The 16,978-nt window shown below is 73.0% G+C and carries 17 protein-coding genes; 6 read left to right on the top strand and 11 right to left on the bottom strand.

From position 1 onward, the window contains the following. Position 1 precedes the first annotated feature (1 nt). From kdpB to OHA99_RS17950, 4 genes are all read right to left on the bottom strand, one after another. The gene (gene kdpB, locus OHA99_RS17935) at positions 2-2,128 is read right to left on the bottom strand and encodes a potassium-transporting ATPase subunit KdpB (protein WP_405696719.1); all 2,127 of its coding nucleotides are present in this window, start codon (positions 2,126-2,128) and stop codon (positions 2-4) included. Then, on the bottom strand, positions 2,125-3,786 hold the full coding sequence (gene kdpA / locus OHA99_RS17940) for a potassium-transporting ATPase subunit KdpA (protein WP_153178799.1): 1,662 nt from the start codon (positions 3,784-3,786) through the stop codon (positions 2,125-2,127). The genes kdpB and kdpA overlap by 4 nt, the downstream gene beginning before the upstream one ends. 7 nt (positions 3,787-3,793) lie before the next feature. Continuing rightward, the gene (gene kdpF / locus OHA99_RS17945; RefSeq protein WP_011029189.1) at positions 3,794-3,883 is read right to left on the bottom strand and encodes a K(+)-transporting ATPase subunit F; all 90 of its coding nucleotides are present in this window, start codon (positions 3,881-3,883) and stop codon (positions 3,794-3,796) included. A gap of 254 nt (positions 3,884-4,137) precedes the next feature. Then, positions 4,138-4,761, bottom strand: a complete 624-nt coding sequence (locus OHA99_RS17950) for a carbonic anhydrase (RefSeq protein WP_153178800.1) — start codon at positions 4,759-4,761, stop codon at positions 4,138-4,140. Positions 4,762-4,886: 125 nt separating this feature from the next. On the opposite strand from OHA99_RS17950, the gene OHA99_RS17955 reads away from it, so the two are divergent. Beyond that, complete coding sequence (locus OHA99_RS17955; RefSeq protein ID WP_153178801.1) at positions 4,887-5,075, top strand: DUF6126 family protein; 189 nt, start codon at positions 4,887-4,889, stop codon at positions 5,073-5,075. A gap of 19 nt (positions 5,076-5,094) precedes the next feature. Here OHA99_RS17955 and OHA99_RS17960 read toward each other — a convergent pair whose 3' ends face one another. Beyond that, on the bottom strand, positions 5,095-5,448 hold the full coding sequence (locus OHA99_RS17960; RefSeq protein WP_153178802.1) for a metalloregulator ArsR/SmtB family transcription factor: 354 nt from the start codon (positions 5,446-5,448) through the stop codon (positions 5,095-5,097). 259 nt (positions 5,449-5,707) lie between these two features. On the opposite strand from OHA99_RS17960, the gene OHA99_RS17965 reads away from it, so the two are divergent. Beyond that, a complete protein-coding gene (locus tag OHA99_RS17965) occupies positions 5,708-7,168 on the top strand; it encodes a GAF domain-containing SpoIIE family protein phosphatase (RefSeq protein WP_405696723.1) in 1,461 nt (486 codons plus the stop codon). A gap of 61 nt (positions 7,169-7,229) precedes the next feature. On the opposite strand, the gene OHA99_RS17970 is transcribed toward OHA99_RS17965, so the two are convergent. The 3 genes from OHA99_RS17970 to OHA99_RS17980 form a co-directional block, all read right to left on the bottom strand. Continuing rightward, positions 7,230-7,658, bottom strand: coding sequence for an ATP-binding protein (locus tag OHA99_RS17970; protein ID WP_153178803.1), 429 nt, complete (start codon positions 7,656-7,658; stop codon positions 7,230-7,232). Positions 7,659-7,810: 152 nt separating this feature from the next. Beyond that, entirely contained in the window at positions 7,811-9,100 is a 1,290-nt protein-coding gene (locus OHA99_RS17975; protein WP_153178804.1) for a phosphatase PAP2 family protein, read from the bottom strand. 78 nt (positions 9,101-9,178) lie between these two features. After that, complete coding sequence (locus tag OHA99_RS17980; RefSeq protein ID WP_153178805.1) at positions 9,179-9,799, bottom strand: VOC family protein; 621 nt, start codon at positions 9,797-9,799, stop codon at positions 9,179-9,181. A gap of 131 nt (positions 9,800-9,930) precedes the next feature. Between OHA99_RS17980 and OHA99_RS17985 the strand changes: the two genes are divergently transcribed. Continuing rightward, a complete protein-coding gene (locus OHA99_RS17985; RefSeq protein WP_153178806.1) occupies positions 9,931-10,515 on the top strand; it encodes a TerD family protein in 585 nt (194 codons plus the stop codon). Positions 10,516-10,591: 76 nt separating this feature from the next. On the opposite strand, the gene OHA99_RS17990 is transcribed toward OHA99_RS17985, so the two are convergent. Together OHA99_RS17990 and OHA99_RS17995 are read right to left on the bottom strand one after the other, a co-directional pair. Continuing rightward, on the bottom strand, positions 10,592-12,862 hold the full coding sequence (locus OHA99_RS17990) for an FG-GAP repeat domain-containing protein (protein WP_405696726.1): 2,271 nt from the start codon (positions 12,860-12,862) through the stop codon (positions 10,592-10,594). A gap of 227 nt (positions 12,863-13,089) precedes the next feature. After that, on the bottom strand, positions 13,090-13,827 hold the full coding sequence (locus tag OHA99_RS17995; RefSeq protein ID WP_405696728.1) for a ferritin-like domain-containing protein: 738 nt from the start codon (positions 13,825-13,827) through the stop codon (positions 13,090-13,092). 355 nt (positions 13,828-14,182) lie between these two features. On the opposite strand from OHA99_RS17995, the gene OHA99_RS18000 reads away from it, so the two are divergent. The 3 genes from OHA99_RS18000 (at position 14,183) to OHA99_RS18010 (ending at position 16,582) form a co-directional block, all read left to right on the top strand. After that, positions 14,183-14,386 (top strand): cold-shock protein, encoded by a 204-nt coding sequence (locus OHA99_RS18000; protein ID WP_003975209.1) that lies wholly within the window; start codon positions 14,183-14,185, stop codon positions 14,384-14,386. A gap of 234 nt (positions 14,387-14,620) precedes the next feature. Continuing rightward, entirely contained in the window at positions 14,621-16,219 is a 1,599-nt protein-coding gene (locus tag OHA99_RS18005; RefSeq protein WP_153178809.1) for a DEAD/DEAH box helicase, read from the top strand. Positions 16,220-16,252: 33 nt separating this feature from the next. Continuing rightward, positions 16,253-16,582 carry an SCO5918 family protein gene (locus tag OHA99_RS18010; RefSeq protein ID WP_405696730.1) on the top strand — a complete coding sequence of 110 codons (330 nt, stop codon included), beginning with the start codon at positions 16,253-16,255 and terminating at the stop codon, positions 16,580-16,582. 22 nt (positions 16,583-16,604) lie between these two features. Here OHA99_RS18010 and OHA99_RS18015 read toward each other — a convergent pair whose 3' ends face one another. Continuing rightward, on the bottom strand, positions 16,605-16,958 hold the full coding sequence (locus OHA99_RS18015) for a DUF952 domain-containing protein (protein WP_087790175.1): 354 nt from the start codon (positions 16,956-16,958) through the stop codon (positions 16,605-16,607). Positions 16,959-16,978: the final 20 nt, after the last annotated feature.

Here is a 16,978-nt window from a genome sequence, read left to right on the forward strand (position 1 = left end):
GTCAGCCGATCCCGGGGACGAGCGAGACGATCAGGTCGATGAGCTTGATGCCGATGAACGGGGCGACGAGACCGCCCAGTCCGTACACGGCGAGGTTGCGGCGCAGCATCCGGTCGGCGCTCGTCGGCCGGTAGCGCACGCCCTTCAGGGCGAGCGGGACCAGGACGACGATGATCAGCGCGTTGAAGATCACCGCGGACAGGATCGCGGAGTCCGGGGAGGACAGCCCCATGATGTTGAGCTTGTCCAGGCCCGGGTAAACGGCCGCGAAGAGCGCCGGGATGATCGCGAAGTACTTGGCGACGTCGTTGGCGACGGAGAACGTCGTCAGGGCGCCGCGGGTGATCAGGAGCTGCTTGCCGATCTCGACGATCTCGATGAGCTTGGTGGGGTTGGAGTCGAGGTCGACCATGTTGCCGGCCTCCTTGGCGGCCGACGTGCCGGTGTTCATCGCCACGCCGACGTCCGCCTGGGCCAGCGCGGGGGCGTCGTTGGTGCCGTCGCCGGTCATCGCGACCAGTCTGCCGCCGGCCTGCTCGCGCTTGATGAGGGCCATCTTGTCCTCGGGCGTGGCCTCCGCGAGGTAGTCGTCGACGCCCGCCTCGTCGGCGATCGCCCTGGCCGTCAGCGGGTTGTCGCCCGTGATCATGACGGTCCTGATGCCCATGCGGCGCAGCTCGTCGAACCGCTCGCGCATGCCCTGCTTGACGACGTCCTTGAGGTGGACGACGCCGAGGACGCGGGCGCCGCGCCGGTCCTCGACGGCGACGAGCAGCGGTGTGCCGCCCGCCGCGGAGATGCGCTCGACCGCCGTGTCCGCGTCCTCGGGCACCGAGCCGCCGCGCTCCCGGACCCAGGCGACGACGGAGCCCGCCGCGCCCTTGCGGACCTTGCGGCCGTCGGCGTCCACGCCGGACATGCGAGTCTGGGCGGTGAACCCGATCCACTCGGCACCGGCCAGCTCGCCCCGCTGCCGCTCGCGCAGGCCGTACTCCTCCTTGGCGAGGACGACGATCGAGCGGCCCTCGGGGGTCTCGTCGGCGAGCGAGGAGAGCTGGGCGGCGTCGGCGACCTCGGCCGCCGTCACACCGCCCACCGGCACGAACGCGGCCGCCTGCCGGTTGCCCAGCGTGATCGTGCCGGTCTTGTCGAGGAGCAGCGTGGAGACGTCGCCGGCGGCCTCGACGGCACGGCCCGACATCGCCAGCACGTTGCGCTGCACCAGGCGGTCCATCCCCGCGATGCCGATCGCGGAGAGCAGGGCGCCGATCGTGGTCGGGATGAGGCAGACCAGCAGCGCCACCAGCACGACCAGGTCCAGGTGGGTGCCCGCGTAGTCGGCGAACGGCGGGAGGGTGGCGCAGGCCAGCAGGAAGACGACGGTCAGCGAGGCCAGCAGGATGTTCAGCGCGATCTCGTTGGGCGTCTTCTGCCGGGCCGCTCCCTCGACCAGGTTGATCATCCGGTCGATGAAGGTCTCGCCCGGCTTCGTGGTGATCCTGACGACGATGCGGTCGGAGAGCACCCTGGTCCCGCCGGTGACCGCGGACCGGTCGCCGCCGGACTCGCGGATGACGGGCGCCGACTCCCCGGTGATCGCCGACTCGTCGACCGAGGCGACGCCCTCGACGACGTCGCCGTCGCCGGGGACGACGTCCCCGGCCTCGCAGACGACGAGGTCGCCGACCGTGAGCGCGGTGCCGGGCACCGTGGTGCCGTCTGCGCGGTGGGCGACGGTGTCGGTCTTGGCCTTGCGCAGGGTGTCGGCCTGCGCCTTGCCGCGCCCCTCGGCGACCGCCTCCGCCAGGTTGGCGAAGAGCACGGTCAGCCAGAGCCAGGCGCTGATCGTCCAGCCGAACCGGTCGCCGGGGTCGGTGAAGGAGAAGGCGGTGGTCAGCACGGAGCCGACGAGGACGACGAACATGACGGGCGACTTCACCATCACCCGCGGGTCGAGCTTGCGGAACGCGTCGGGCAGCGACCTGACCAGCTGCTTCGGGTCGAAGAGACCCGCGCCGACGCGGCCCTGACCGGGCTGGTGCCCGGAGGGTGCGTCGTCGTGCGGCGCCCGGTCCGGGGTGGTGACGGTGGACATGGCGTCCTCTTGTTTCCGCGTGTGAGTGGTCATGCCAGCCCCTCGGCGAGCGGGCCCAGGGCGAGGGCCGGGAAGTAGGTCAGACCGGTGATGATCAGGACGGCGCCGGCCAGCAGGCCGGCGAAGAGCGGCTTCTCGGTGCGCAGCGTCCCCGCGGTGGCCGGTACCGGCTGCTGCCGGGCCAGCGAGCCGGCGAGGGCCAGGACGAACACCATCGGCAGGAAGCGGCCCAGCAGCATGGCGAGGCCGAGGGTGGTGTTGAACCACTGGGTGTCGGCGTTCAGGCCCGCGAAGGCCGAGCCGTTGTTGTTCGAGGCGGAGGTGTAGGCGTACAGGATCTCGGAGAAGCCGTGCGCCCCGCTGTTGGTCATCGAGTCGCCCGGCGTGGGCAGGGCCGTCGCGGCGGCCGTGAACACCAGGACCAGGGCCGGGGTGATCAGGATGTAGCAGGCGGCGAACTTGATCTCGCGGGTGCCGATCTTCTTGCCCAGGTACTCCGGGGTGCGCCCGACCATGAGCCCCGCGATGAACACCGCGACGACCGCCATGACCAGCATGCCGTAGAGCCCGGACCCGACCCCGCCGGGCGCGATCTCGCCCAGCATCATGCCGAGCAGGGTGATGCCGCCGCCGAGGCCGGTGTAGGAGGAGTGGAAGGAGTCCACCGCGCCGGTCGAGGTCAGGGTCGTGGTCACCGCGAAGAGCGACGAGCCGCCGATCCCGAAACGCAGCTCCTTGCCCTCCGTCGCGCCGCCGGCCGCCTGCAACGCGGGACCGTGGTGGGCGAACTCGGTCCACATCATCAGGGCGACGAAGGAGAGCCAGATGGCGGCCATCGTGCCGAGGATCGCGTAGCCCTGGCGCACCGAGCCGGTCATGACGCCGAAGGTGCGGGTCAGGGAGACCGGGATCAGCAGGATCAGGAAGATCTCGAACAGGTTGGTGAACGGCGTCGGGTTCTCGAAGGGGTGGGCGGAGTTGGCGTTGAAGTAGCCGCCGCCGTTGGTGCCCAGCTCCTTGATCACCTCCTGCGAGGCGACCGCGCCCCCGTTCCACTCTTGGGTGCCGCCCAGGAACTGGCCGACCTCGTGGATGCCCGAGAAGTTCTGGAGGACCCCGCAGCCCACCAGGATCACCGCACCGACCGCGGCGATCGGCACCAGGACGCGGACGACCCCGCGGACCAGGTCGGCCCAGAAGTTGCCCAGTTCACCGGTGCGGGACCGCGCGAAGCCGCGCACGAGGGCGACGGCGACGGCGATGCCGACGGCCGCCGAGACGAAGTTCTGCACGGCCAGACCGGCGGTCTGCACGACGTGGCCCATGGCCTGCTCGCCGTAGTACGACTGCCAGTTGGTGTTGGCGACGAAGGACGCGGCGGTGTTGAACGCCTGGTCCGGGTCGATGGAGGCGAAGCCGAGCGAGCCGGGCAGGACGCCCTGGAGCCGCTGGAGCAGGTAGAGGAAGAGGACCCCGGCGAGGGAGAAGGCGAGGACGCCGCGCAGGTAGGCGGGCCAGCGCATCTCCGTGTCCGGGTCGGCACCGATGCCCTTGTAGACCCACTTCTCCACGCGCCAGTGCGTGCCGGAGGAGTAGACCCGGGCCATGTGGTTGCCGAGGGGTATGTGGGCGAGGGCCAGCGCCGCGACGAGCGCGAGCAGCTGGAGCACGCCGGAGAGGACGGGGCTCATACGGTGCTCAGAACCTCTCCGGGCGGATCAGGGCGAGGACGAGGTAACCGAGCAGGGCGACGGCCACGATCAGGCCGACGACGTTCTCCGCGGTCACAGCTTCGTCACCCCCTTGGCGACGAGGGCCACGAGCGCGAACACCGCGAGCGTGGTGACGACGAAGGCCACGTCGGCCATCGCGAGCTCCTAGTGAGGTGCGGAAGAGAGAAGCTGACAGGACGATGAGAGCCCTCTTCCGACCCGGTTCGTCCGCCGTTGACGGCTTCCATACGGCGGCGCGCTCGCCCTTGACACCTCTCTGACGACGACCGTCGCCGCAGCCGGCGTCCGGTGCCTCCAGGAGCCGGCCGGCTACTCCGGCAGGCCGTGGGCCGCCACGCGCTTCACCGTTCCCCCGGCCAGGCGGTAGGACAGGCCGACGACCGCGCACCGGCCGGCGGCCACCTCGTCCGCCAGCAGCGCCGAGCGCCCCACCAGGCCGTCCACGCTCCGGCGGATGTGCTCGTCCACGAACCGGTCGATCCCGGTGCCGCCCGCGGCGCGTGCCGCGAGCACGCTCGGGATCACCCGTTCCACCACGTCCCCGATGTAGCCGGCCGGCGCCTTACCGTCCTGCACGGCCTCGGCCGCCGCGGTGACCGCGCCGCAGGAGTCGTGCCCCAGCACCACCACGAGCGGTGCGCCCAGCACCTTCACGCCGTACTCGACGCTGCCCAGCGCCTCCGCACCCGCCACGTGGCCGGCCGTCCGCACCACGAACAGGTCGCCCAGCCCCCGGTCGAAGATGATCTCGGCCGCCAGCCGCGAGTCCGAGCAACCGAAGAGCACCGCGAACGGATGCTGGCGCGGGGCCAGCTCCGAGCGGCGGTCGGCGTCCTGGTTGGGGTGCAGGCGGTCACCGCTCACGAAGCGGGCGTTGCCCTGCAACAGGGCCGCGTAGGCCTCGGCGGGGGAGGAAGGGCTCAGATCAGGCATGGGTGCAAGGTACTGGCCCGGCCGCGGAGCGGCGTGCAGGCGGTACGGTGGAGAAGACTTGCGCAATTGCGCAAGTCGTTGACCGCTTTGCTTCCTACTTCTTCCACGGACGAGAGGTGACCGGGATGCCGGTGAGCCGGCAGGACCGTACGGCCGCATCCCCCGGCAGGGCGGGACGCGGCGACCGCGACAGCTCCGAGCGCCGTTTCGAGCGGGGTGTCGCCCTCCGGGCGGGCTTCTACATCTTCGGCACGCACGTCCTCGCCGGCTTCATCTGGCTGCTCTTCTACGTGGGCGAGCACGCCCACAAGTGACCGGCGCGGCGCCGCGGCGCTACTCCGGTGGCCGGCCCGGCCCGGGCTGCCCGGCCCGGAGGTCCGCGAGCAGTTCGGCCTGCCCCGCGAGCACGCCGGAGAGGATGCCGCGCGCGACCCTGAGCAACTCGGCGACCTGCGGGCTGGTCAGGGAGTAGTACACGGTCGACCCCTCCTTGCGGGAGACCACCAGGTTCGACCGGCGCAACACCGCGAGCTGCTGGGACAGGTGGGCCGGTTCGATCCCCACCTCGGGCAGCATCTCCGCCACCGCGTGCTCGCGCTCGCTCAGCAGTTCCAGGACGCGGATGCGCGCCGGATGGCCGAGCGTCTTGAAGAACTCCGCCTTCAACTGGTACAGCGGCGTGCTCATCGTGCCCTCGCCCTTCTCCCACCCCGGCGGCGCGCGCCGGTCGACCCGCCCAGGGCGCGTCGCGTCCGTCCCGTCCTCATCAGCATGCCGCCCATCCTCGCGCGAGCCACCCGTCAGGCCGAATCCGCCGGGACGCACCCGGGCCCCGTCCGGGCGGCGCCGGAGTACTCCGACCGGCTGTGGCCGGGCGGCACGTCCCCGCCCGGCGGGCCAGGGTGGGCGTAGGACGATCCGCACGGCGGGAAACGAGGCAGGCGCGATGGCGGAGGACTGGCGGCGCCCACCGGACGATCCGGCCCCGGCCGGCGAGGGCTCCGCGGACGGCGAGGGCCCTGCGGACGGCCCCTCGGGCGGCCCCGCCAAGGCCCCCGCCAACAGCCCCGCCAACGGCCCCGACGAGCCGTACGCCTCGCTCCTCGACCTGCCGCTCAGCTCCGACCTGAACCGGATCGGCGAGCAGCTGCACGCCCTCGCCCGCGCCCAGCGGACCTTGCAGGAGCTGCTCCAGGCGGTGGTGAACATCACCGGCGAGCTGGAGCTGCCCGCGGTGCTGCGCCGCATCGTGCGCACCGCCATGGACCTGGTGGGCGCCCGCTACGGGGCCATGGGCGTCCTCGACCCGGAGGGCAGGTATCTGGAGGAGTTCATCCCGCTGGGGCTCACCTCGACGGAGCTGGCCGGTCTGGACGGGGTGGAGCTGCCGCGGGGCAGGGGCCTGCTCGGGCATCTGATCCACCACCCCGAGCCGCTGCGGGTCAAGGACATCTCGCGCCACCCGGAGTCGGCGGGCTTCCCGCCCGGACACCCGCCGATGCGCAGCCTGCTCGGGGTGGCGATCAGTGTGCGCGGCCGGATCTACGGCAACCTCTACCTCTCCGAACGCCGGGACGGGCAGCCCTTCGACCGGCACGACGAGGGCGTGATCCGCGCGCTGGCCGGCACGGCGGGCGTGGCGATCGAGAACGCCCGCCTCTACCAGCAGGTCCAGCACAGCAGCGAGCAGTTCCAGCGCCTGCTGCTGCCCCGCCTGCCCGACCTGCGGCCCTTCACCGCGGGCGCGGCCTACCGCCCGGCGAGCGCGCCCGCGGCCGTGGGCGGCGACTGGTACGACGCGATGCTGCTGCCCGGCGGGGCCTGCGCGGCGGTGATCGGTGACGTCGTGGGGCACGACCTGCGGGCCGCGGCGGACATGTCGCAGATCCGCAACATGCTGCGCGCCCTGTACTACGACCCGAGCGCGCCGCCCAGCACGTCCCTCGCCCGGCTCGACCGGATCATGGGCGCCGCCCTGGACGAGGCCCCCGTCGCGACGGCGCTGCTCGCGCGGCTGGAGCCCGCGGACGGCACGTGGCAGCTGCGGTGGTCCAGCGCGGGACACCCGCCGCCGCTCGTGCTGCTGCCCGACGGCCGGGTGGAGTACCTGGACGTGGAGCCCGGGCTCCCGCTCGGGGTGGCGCCCGAACTGCCGCGGCCCGACCACTGCCGGCCGCTGCCGGTGGACAGCACCGTCATCCTGTTCACCGACGGTCTCGTGGAGGTCCCCGGCCAGCCGCTCGACCGGGGCCTGGACGCCCTGGCCGTGACCGCCTCCCGGCTGATCGGGCTCGCGCCCGACGACCTGTGCCGCGCCCTGGTCACCCACCGGCCCGGCAACGGCCACGACGACAAGGCCGTCATCGCCCTGCGCACCCCGTCCCTGACGGGCTACGGCTCCTCGTGAGGGCGGCCGGTTTCACAGGGGTCCACGCCTCATGCGGTCCGCGCCTCATGCGGTCCGCGCCTCACAGCGGGAGGGTGATCCAGATGCTCTTGCCCCGGCCGTCCTCGTCGCCCCGGACCACGGCGGTGCCGCCCAGGGCGCCGACGAGCTCCATGACGGTCGCCAGGCCCCCGGTCCGGCGGCCACCGGTGCCCGCGCCGTGCAGCCGGGGACGGCAGGGGTGCCGGTCGTGCACGGCGAACGCCAGGCAGTCGGCACCGGCCGCGTACGTGACGGTGACCTGCTCACTGGGCGGGGAGGCGTGGCGGACGCTGTTGGTGACCAGCTCGCTGAGGATCAGCAGGGCGGGTGCCACCGAGGGGTGCCCGGGGTTCACGCCCCACTCGGCGAGGGCCTGCTCGGCGGTCTCCCGGGCCACCCGGACCGCCGCGGGCGCCGTCGGCAGGGTGAGCACGTGCCGGTGGGGCAGGGGCTGGAGCAGGGTGCTCATCGCGTCTCCACAGCAGAACCCGGTCCGCGGCTTCCTGCGGACCCGGACCCCAGCATCCAACTACTTGCCAACTTTCGCAATTCAGCAGACTTGCGCTCCGGGGTCGTCCCCGGCCCCCGCCCCGCGGCGTTCCCGGGCCGCCCCGGGCCGCCTCAGGCCGCCTCGAGTCGCGGCTCCGGACGCTGCGGTGCGACCGGGGTCACCGGTTCCCACCCCTTCGTGGTCCGGACGTAGCCGTGGATCACCGAGGCCATCGACAGCAGCAGGAGCGGTCCGAAGATCCACGGGTGCCGGGCCATCTCCGGCGCCAGGTAGCGCGTCGACGTCAGGATCGCGGTGAACACCAGCGCCCCGTGCGCGACCAGCAGGCTCCCCGACCGGTCCCAGCCGCGGTCCAGCGCGCGCAGCCCCGCCTCGACCGTGACCGCGAACACCACTCCGGCGACGAGGTCGATGGCGTAGTGGTAGCCGAATCCCAGCGTGGCGGTGAGCGTGGCGACCAGCCAGAACGTCCCGGCCCAGCGCAGGACGCGCGGCCCCTTCCGGGAGTGGATGAAGATCACGACGGCCCAGGCCGTGTGCAGGCTGGGCATGCAGTTGCGGGGCGTGACCCCGTCGTACGTGAACGGTTGCGGCGTGCCGACCGGCGGCAGCGTGTGCGGCCACAGGTTGGCGATCGCCCACTCCTCGCCGCCGGTGCCGAAGGCCCCGGTGCCGTAGGCGAAGACCGGCCCGACCACCGGGAAGATCATGTAGATGCCCGGTCCGAGCAGACCTATCAGCAGGAAGGTGCGGACCAGGTGGTGGCGCGGGAACCGGCGCTCGGCGGCCACCTTGCGCAGCTGGTACAGGGCGACGACGGCCGCGGCCACCGCGAGTTGGGCGTAGACCCAGTCCAGCAGGTGCTCACCGACCGGGCCGGTGGCCTCGACGGCCCGCCCCATCAGCCAGGACGGGTTCCCCAGCGCGTGGTCGGCGGTCGCCACGTACGGGTCGAGGACGTCGGGACGGGTCTTGGACGTGATCAGCAGCCAGGCGTCGCCCGTCTTGCGGCCGGCCACAAGGAGCAGGCCCAGCCCGACGCCCTTCAGCAGGAGGATCCGCTCCGGGCCGGTGCGCCGTGTCACGGCGAGCACCCCGCAGCCGAGGACCGTCCACAGCGCGCCGTTGCCGAAGGTGTGGGTGCCGGACGCGGGGGCGTCCGCCGCCCACCGCACCAACGCGACGACGAGGTCGATGCCGACCGCGACGGCCGCCGCGACGAGCCGCTCCCGCCGGCTCAGGACCACCATCGTGAGCGCCAGGCCGGCGTAGAGCAGGGGCCCCGAGGCGGGGGCGAACACCAGCTCCCTGGCCTGGTTGGTCATCGGCCCCGGCAGGCCGTAGCGGCGCGCGGCGATCTCCAGCGCGACGAGGAACGCGAGGGTCGCCACACCCGCCACGGCCCAGAGTCTCGCCCGCGCCCGGCGCCCGGGTATTCGCGGAGTTTCCCGTGAAGACATGCACAGGAAACTAGCCCATCAGTGGCTGGGCTCCGGCTGCCAGGCGAAGCCGTCCGGGTCGGCGAAGGGACGGGTGCCGCCGGAGAGGACGAGACGGTGGGAGCCGGTGCCCTCGGCGGACACGCCCGCGACCTTGGCGAGGGCGCGGCGCTTGTAGAGGGAGAGCTTGACGGTGCCCTGGCCGGTGGCGAACTCGACGTACTTGCCGCCGAAGCTCTTGCCCACGGTGAGGCCCTGCTCGACGTAGAACCGCTTGGTGGCCTTGACGTCCTCGACACCGAGGAGGAGCACGACCTCCTCCACGTCGCGGCCGACCGGGACGGTGTCCTTCTTCGCCGAGGTCGCGATCTGCCAGACCGTGCCGTCCGGTGCCTGGACGACGCCGCCGTAGCCCCACAGCGACTTCGCGGCGGGCTTGAGGACGGTGGCGCCGGCGTCGACGGCGGCGGTGAACAGCGCGTCGACGTTGCCGGGCTGGGCCACCACGAGCGACAGAGTGAAGCCGCGGAAACCGCTCGTGGGGCTGTCGGAGGCGCGGACCCGCACCCGCGACTCGTCGAGTCCGAAGGCGTCGGAGTAGAAACGGGCGGCGGCCTCGGGGTCGGCCACCTCGAGGGTGACTGCGTCGATGGAGTTCATGTCCTCGAAGGTAGGGGCGGCCGGGCCCGCGGTGCTTCTCGAAAACTGACGGGCCGCCCCGCCCTGCCGGAACGCCCGGGCGCCAGGCAGACTCTGGGGCACACGCACGACCCACGGAGGATGACCCACACATGATCACGCTCACCAAGGAAGGCGGTCCCGCGGACCTGGACGGAGTCACGCACCTGTCCATCGGCGTCTCCTGGGACCCCACCGCCGGCAGCAGCGGCGGAGTGCTCGGCAAGCTGCGGCGCAAGACCGGCACCGACCTCGACCTGATCGCCGTCGCGCTCCAGGGCGGGGACCCGGTGCGCCTCGCCGGACTCGACTCGCTCGACCCCATGGGCAACGGGTCGCTGCTCCACAGCGGTGACAACCAGACCGGCCACGGGGACGGTGACGACGAGACGGTGACCGTCGAGTTCGCCCGCCTTCCGAGCGTCATCACGTCGATCGTGTTCGTCGCCGCCGCCTACAAGAAGGGCAGCTCCTTCCAGAAGGCGCGCAACATCAGCTTCAAGGTCTACGACGCGACCGGGGGCAGCGCGGAGCAGGTCGCCGACATCTGGCCCAGCCTGCTCAGCCAGGACAACGGCTGCGCCGTGGCCAAGGCGGTGCGGGCCGGCGGCACCTGGAAGCTGGAGGTCGTCAACGAGACGGGCAAGATCAAGCAGGGCGACGAGCACGCCCTGATGCGCTTCGCGGTCAGCAAGTAGGACCGTCGGCAAGCAGCAGCGACCGCGCACGCGGGGCCTCGGAAAGGCTCCGCGTGCGCCTCGTCGGCCGGCCGGGTCAGGCGAAGAGGTTGTAGTCCCGGCGCTCCATGAAGGTCCGGGCGACCTCGGCGCGTCCCGCGAACGGCGTCCGCCAGGCGCCCGTGCTCTTGTACAGGTAGGGGTCCTGGTTCTGCGGCCGCACGTCGGTCGCGTACAGGTCGGCCCGGCCGTCGTGGTCGGCGTCGCCGATGCCCACCAGGTGCTCGTAGGTGTTCCAGCCGCCGCCGATCCGGGTGCGGGGCGCGAAACGGCCGTCGCCGTAGCCGAGGTAGAGCCACAGCACGCCGGAGCGGTCGCGGGCCACCAGGTCACCGGCCGGGGCCCCGGCGATGTCGCCGGTCGCCGTGATCCGGTCGTACGCGCCCCAGCCGCCCGTACCGATCTTCACGCGCTTGGCGAAGGGCGCCCGCCAGTTCCCGGTGCCCTTGTACAGCCACAGGGCGCCGGAGGTGTCGGTGGCGACGAGGTCGGCCCGGCCGTCGCCGTTCAGGTCGCTGCCGCCGGTGATCTGACGGTAGACGTTCCAGCCCCCGCCGATCCTGCTGCGGGAGGTGAACGGGGACTCGGCGTCGCCCTTGCCGAGGTACAGCCACAGCACGCCGGAACGGTCCCTGGCCACCAGGTCGCTCACCGGGGCGCCGCCGAGGTTGCCGGCGCCCTCGATCCGGTCGTAGGCGTTCCAGCCGCCGCCGACGAGCTGCTCCGGGTTCTGGAAGTAGGAGTAGGTGTGCTGCTCCCGGGAGCCGAAGGTGTCGTTGAGCCACAGCCGGCCGCCGGTGTCCCGCGCGAGGACGTCGGGGGAGCCGTCGCCGTCGTAGTCGTGCAGGCCGGGGTCGCGGGCGACCGTGAAGGTGCCCGAGGAGACCAGCTCCGGGCCGATGCCGTTGAGCGGCCTGGCCTCGATGCGCCAGGTGTACGGGCCGGCTCCGGCGGCGGAGTACATGCCGCGGGTGCTGTTCCACTCCACGTCGCCGAACCAGTCGAGGTGGACGCGGTGCGGGTCGCCGTACCCGGTCGACAGGGGGTACACGTCGGCCCGCTTCACCTCCCCGGTACGGGTGTTGCGCAGCGTGATGTCCATCGCCACGTTGACCCGGGACAGGCGCCACTCCAGGCGGAACCGGCCCTTGTTCCGGTCGAGGTCGACCACGTCGGGGATGTCGTCCCCGAGCAGCGTCACCTTCGTCGCCTCGCCGCTGCTCGCCACGCGGGTGGCGACCGGCGTCCCGTCGGCGCCGGGGGCGATCCGGTACAGGCCCTCGCCGCCCGCCGCCGTGCCGCCGCTGACGTAGAGGGTGCCGTCGGGTGCCGTGGCCGTCTGCCGCGTGTGGTCGAGGAGCTTGCGGGTGGCGCCGGTGGTGAGGTGACGTGCCGTCAGGGCGTACAGGGGGTTCGGGTCCTGGGCCGTCAGTTCGCTGCTCACGCCGTACGTCACCCAGTCGCCCACGAGGCCGACCAGCACGTCGCCGGACGCCTGCCCGATCGCGAAGCGCCGGTCGGTGCCGGTGCCGCGCGGGGCGACGACCACGTGGCTCCCGCCCTGGGCGTCCGTCTCGGCCCAGGCCACGTGCGTCTCGGAGAGGGTGACCGAGGCGGGGGCGGAAGCCGTGGTGTGACGCCGCACGACGGCGCCGTCGGCCAGGTCGACCAGCGCCCACTGCCAGGTGCCCGCCGTCTTGTAGGTCAGTACGGCGCGGTCGGGAGTGCCCGCGACGACGTGCGGGTTGTCCGCGTCGCGCGGCAGACCGGTCACCGTGCGCGCGGCCGGTGCGCCGTCCACCCTGTCGACGAGGTGGACGTCCTCGCCTCCGGCGTCGTTCGCGGTGCTGACGAAGAGGGTGGTGCCGACCGCACCGGCGGACTGTCCCGAGGGGCCGAAGTCGTCCGGGTCCACGACCGTCACGGACTTCTTCGTCCGCATGTCGCGCAGTTCGACGCGGCCGTCGGACAGGAGGAGCACCACCGCGTCCGACGCCTCGGCGCCCAGGGCGACCCAGGCGGACCGGCCCTCCATCGGGTCGGTGGTCGAACCGTCGGCGAAGCTGGTCCAGAGAACGTCCGCGGCACCGCCCTCGCCCCAGGTCAGGAACCCGGTCGAGCCGACGCCCGCCAACTGGCTCCGGCCGGCCGGATACGGCACCGCCGCCTGCCGGACGTCTTGGACCGCCGTCGCGGAGGCGGCCGTCGCAGCGGACGCGGACGAGGGCGTGGACAAGGGCGCGGTGGCCGGCGCGGCCACGGCCTGGCCGCCGGCCGACACGGTGGCGAGCACGGCGGCGATCGCCACGGTCAGACGCAGCCGGGAAACACGAGAACGGTGCAACGTACGGTCCCTCCCCAGGAGAAGGCCGCGGCGAACGTCGGACGCACGCGGCCGGATGCGCGGGGCGACCGGATGGGACCCCCCTCAACCGGTACGTCGCCTCGCGCGAAGATCCGCTGGAGAATAGCAGCGCGCTCCCGCAGAGGTCCCCCGGGTTGTTCCGCCCCATTCCCGTTCCCGGCGTCCGGCGCTCACTCCCCGCCGGCGTCGGTCCGCGCGCCCGGCCGCGGGGTGAGGACGGCGTCGGTCACTTCGGCGGAGGAGGCCATGACGTCGGTCGTGAAACGGCGCCGTCCCACCCCGAGCCGGCGCAGCCCCGCGCCGTGGTCGGCGGCGACGACGAGGGTGGCCGCCAGGAGGAGCAGCCGCCACAGCGCCATCACGGGGCGGCGGGCCGCGGCGGGGAGTTCGGCCAGCGAGTCGTGCAGCCGCGCGCAGTGGAACGGAACGTGGCGTTGCTCGTCGGCCAGGATCCGGCCGGCCACCTCCGAGGTCAGCGCGTCGTCGGTGCCGTCCCGGAGGGCCCGGTAGTAACGCAGCGCCACGACCTCGGCGATCATCAGCACCAGCAGTTCCGTGCGCAGGCCCAGCAGCCGCCGCAGCCGCACGAACACCGTGTCGCTCCAGTGGCCGCTCAGCGTCGGCCGCCCGCCCGCGGCCAGCAGCAGGGCGAGGAGCCGGGCGTGGTTCTGCTCCTCGGCGACGAAGAGCCGCACCGCCCGCGCGTAGTCGGCGTCACCCGCCTCCTCGGCCTTGGCGACCAGGTTCGCGCCGTCACCGTCCTCACCGACCTGGAAGCGCTGGACGCCCGCCCACACCGCCCGGTGCAGCACGGCGCCCCGCGCCCAGTCCGGGTCGCCCTGCGCCCCTCTGCGCTCGCGCTCCTCCTCGAACCGACGTGTCCACCCGGCGTACCCGTCCGTCTCCACCGCGCCGCCCCTCTCCCGGGCACGGCCGCCGCGCCCTGGAAGGGGACGACGCCGACGAACGCCGAACCGTTCCGCACGCACGTACGACGTGTCCTTCGTCTCGATGCGGGGGCGCCGGCACCCCCGCACCGCCGATGTCCGGCGGGCCGGCCGGAGAAATCGGCCGTCGTCCGGGGAATATTCCCGGGCTGCCCTCCGGGCCGGGATTTGCGCCGGCACCCGCCCGATCACGGCGTGCTACTGTCGAGAGAAGTTGCAGTTGTGGTTGCCTGAAGGTTTTTTCCGACGGGGTGATCATCACGGCGACCGGAGTGCACACAGGGTGGACTCCGAGCACCGTACCGAAGGAGAAAACATGGCTTCCGGCACCGTGAAGTGGTTCAACGCCGAAAAGGGCTTCGGCTTCATCGAGCAGGACGGCGGCGGTCCCGACGTCTTCGCCCACTACTCGAACATCAACGCGCAGGGCTTCCGTGAGCTGCTCGAGGGCCAGAAGGTGACCTTCGACATCGCGCAGGGCCAGAAGGGCCCGACGGCCGAGAACATCACCCCGGCCTGACGCTCTCGCACACTCGGCAGCTGGGGCCCGCACCTTGGGTGCGGGCCCCAGCTCGCCGCGTTTCCGGGCGCATTCACTTACGGCGCGTTCCCCGCGCCGCCCGCTTTCACCAATTCTTCCGGTCCTCGGCCCGACGCGCCGAAATCGACCGGACCGGCTCGTTCTTGCGATTCCCTGCGCCGCTCGTCCGCTGCGGGTCTCCCTTGATACGTGCCGTATCGAGGAAGGTCCCCCATGAACCGCGCACGCGCGAACGACCGCCGACGCTCCGGTGACGGCCCCCGCCGCTCCCGTTCGGCCGGCCGCCCCCAGAACTCCGGCCGCCGCCCGGCCGCCGCACCGCAGGGCGGCGAGTTCGCCCTCCCCAAGACCATCACGCCGGCGCTGCCCGCCGTCGAGACCTTCGCCGAACTCGACCTGCCGGCCCGCATGCTGGCCGCGCTCGGCGACCAGGGCGTGACCGAGCCGTTCCCGATCCAGGCGGCGACCCTGCCGAACTCCCTGGCCGGACGGGACGTGCTCGGCCGCGGCCGCACCGGCTCGGGCAAGACGCTCGCCTTCGGTCTGGCCCTGCTGGCGCGCACGGCCGGCCGGCGTGCCGAGCCGCGGCGTCCGCTCGCCCTGGTCCTCGTCCCCACCCGTGAGCTGGCCCAGCAGGTCACCGACGCGCTCACCCCGTACGCCCGCGCCGTGGGTCTCCGGTCGGCCACCGTGGTCGGCGGCATGTCCATCGGCCGGCAGGCCGGGGCGCTGCGCTCCGGCGCGGAGGTCGTCGTCGCCACACCCGGGCGGCTCAAGGACCTCATCGACCGCGGCGACTGCGCCCTCGGCGACGTCACCATCACGGTCCTGGACGAGGCCGACCAGATGACCGACATGGGCTTCATGCCGCAGGTCACCGCCCTGCTCGACCAGGTGCAGCCGGACGGGCAGCGGATGCTGTTCTCGGCCACCCTGGACCGCAACGTCGACAAGCTGGTCCGCCGCTACCTGACCGACCCGGTGGTGCACTCCGTCGACCCGTCGGCCGGTGCCGTCACCACGATGGAGCACCACGTGCTGCACGTGCAGGACGAGGACAAGCAGCGCGCGACCGTCGAGATCGCCGCGCGCGACGGCCGGGTCATCATGTTCCTGGACACCAAGCACCGGGTGGACCGGCTGGTGAAGCAGCTGCTGAAGAGCGGCGTGCGCGCCGCCGGCCTGCACGGCGGCAAGTCCCAGCCGCAGCGCACCCGGACGCTCGCCCAGTTCAAGGACGGGCAGGTGACGGCGCTGGTGGCGACCAACGTCGCGGCCCGCGGCATCCACGTCGACAACCTCGACCTGGTCGTCAACGTCGACCCGCCCGGCGACCACAAGGACTACCTGCACCGGGGCGGACGTACGGCCCGCGCCGGCGAGTCCGGCAGCGTCGTCACGCTGGTGACGCCGGACCAGCGGCGCGAGATGACCCGCCTGATGTCGCTGGCCGGTATCACCCCGCAGGTCACCCCGGTCCGCTCGGGCGAGGCCGATCTGGCCCGCATCACCGGTGCGCAGGCCCCCTCCGGGGTCCCCGTCGTCATCGCGGTGCCGGTGGTGGAGCGTCCCCGCCGGGCCGCCTCCGGCTCGGGCTCCGCGTCCCGCGGCCGCCGCGGCCGTTCCTCGGGACGCGGCGGCGGGCAGGGGACCGGCGCGTCGAACCGCACCGGCACCGGACAGTCCCGCTCCGGCGCCGCACAGCCCCGCACCGGCCAGGGGCGCACCGCCCAGGGCCGGCCCGCCGGCGAAGCCCCGCGCCGCCGGCCGCGCCGCCAGTCCACCGGTGGCTCGACCGGCTCGGCGGCCTGACCCCATCCGCTCCATCCCCCTTGTGGAGGCATCATGCGCTGTGTCATCGCCCGGTACCCGTTCGACCTCACCAAGGGCGGGGTGCTGGACTCGATGAAGGGCGTCACGCCCGAGGCCGTCACCGGTGAGTCCGTGACGATCGGCCGCCGCCGCTACCCCGTCAAGCAGGTGGGCGAGGTCGTCACCCGGCAGGACCGCCGCGACTTCTCCGCCGGCGAGGTGACCCGGGCGATGGCCCGTCTCGGCTTCACCTGCCACCCCGCCCCGGGCGCCGAGCCCGCGCCGGCGGCGCCCGCCGCCAGTCCGGTCGAGACGGCGTCCGCGCTGCTCGGCGGCGCCCCCGCCACGCCCCAGGACCTCTGAGACCGGCACCGGCCTCACGAGGTCAGCACAGTCCCGTGGCCCGGCCCCCGTCGTCCCAGCGGACCTCCAGCACGCGCTGGACGGCCTCGCGGTCGAGGGGGCCGAACACGTGCGGGAACAGGGTGCCCGCGGCGACGCCGGGCGGCGGGACCGGTTCCGGCGCCTCCCGCACACACCTCGCGGTGAGCCGGTCCTCGTCGAGGAGCAGCGCCACCAGGGGCCGGGGCGCGTCGCGGTAGAACGCGTTCACGACGGCGAGCGTCGTCGCCTCGTCGGGCGAGCAGTGGACGAAGCCGTCCGTGGTGAGGGAGGCGGGCGCGTACGGCCGGGCGGGGTCGGCGTTCCACTCGGCGAGCGGCACCACGTGATAGATCATCGCCCCGTTCTAGCAGCCCG

This window comes from Streptomyces coelicoflavus, assembly GCF_045041415.1.
GTDB lineage: Bacteria > Actinomycetota > Actinomycetes > Streptomycetales > Streptomycetaceae > Streptomyces > Streptomyces coelicoflavus.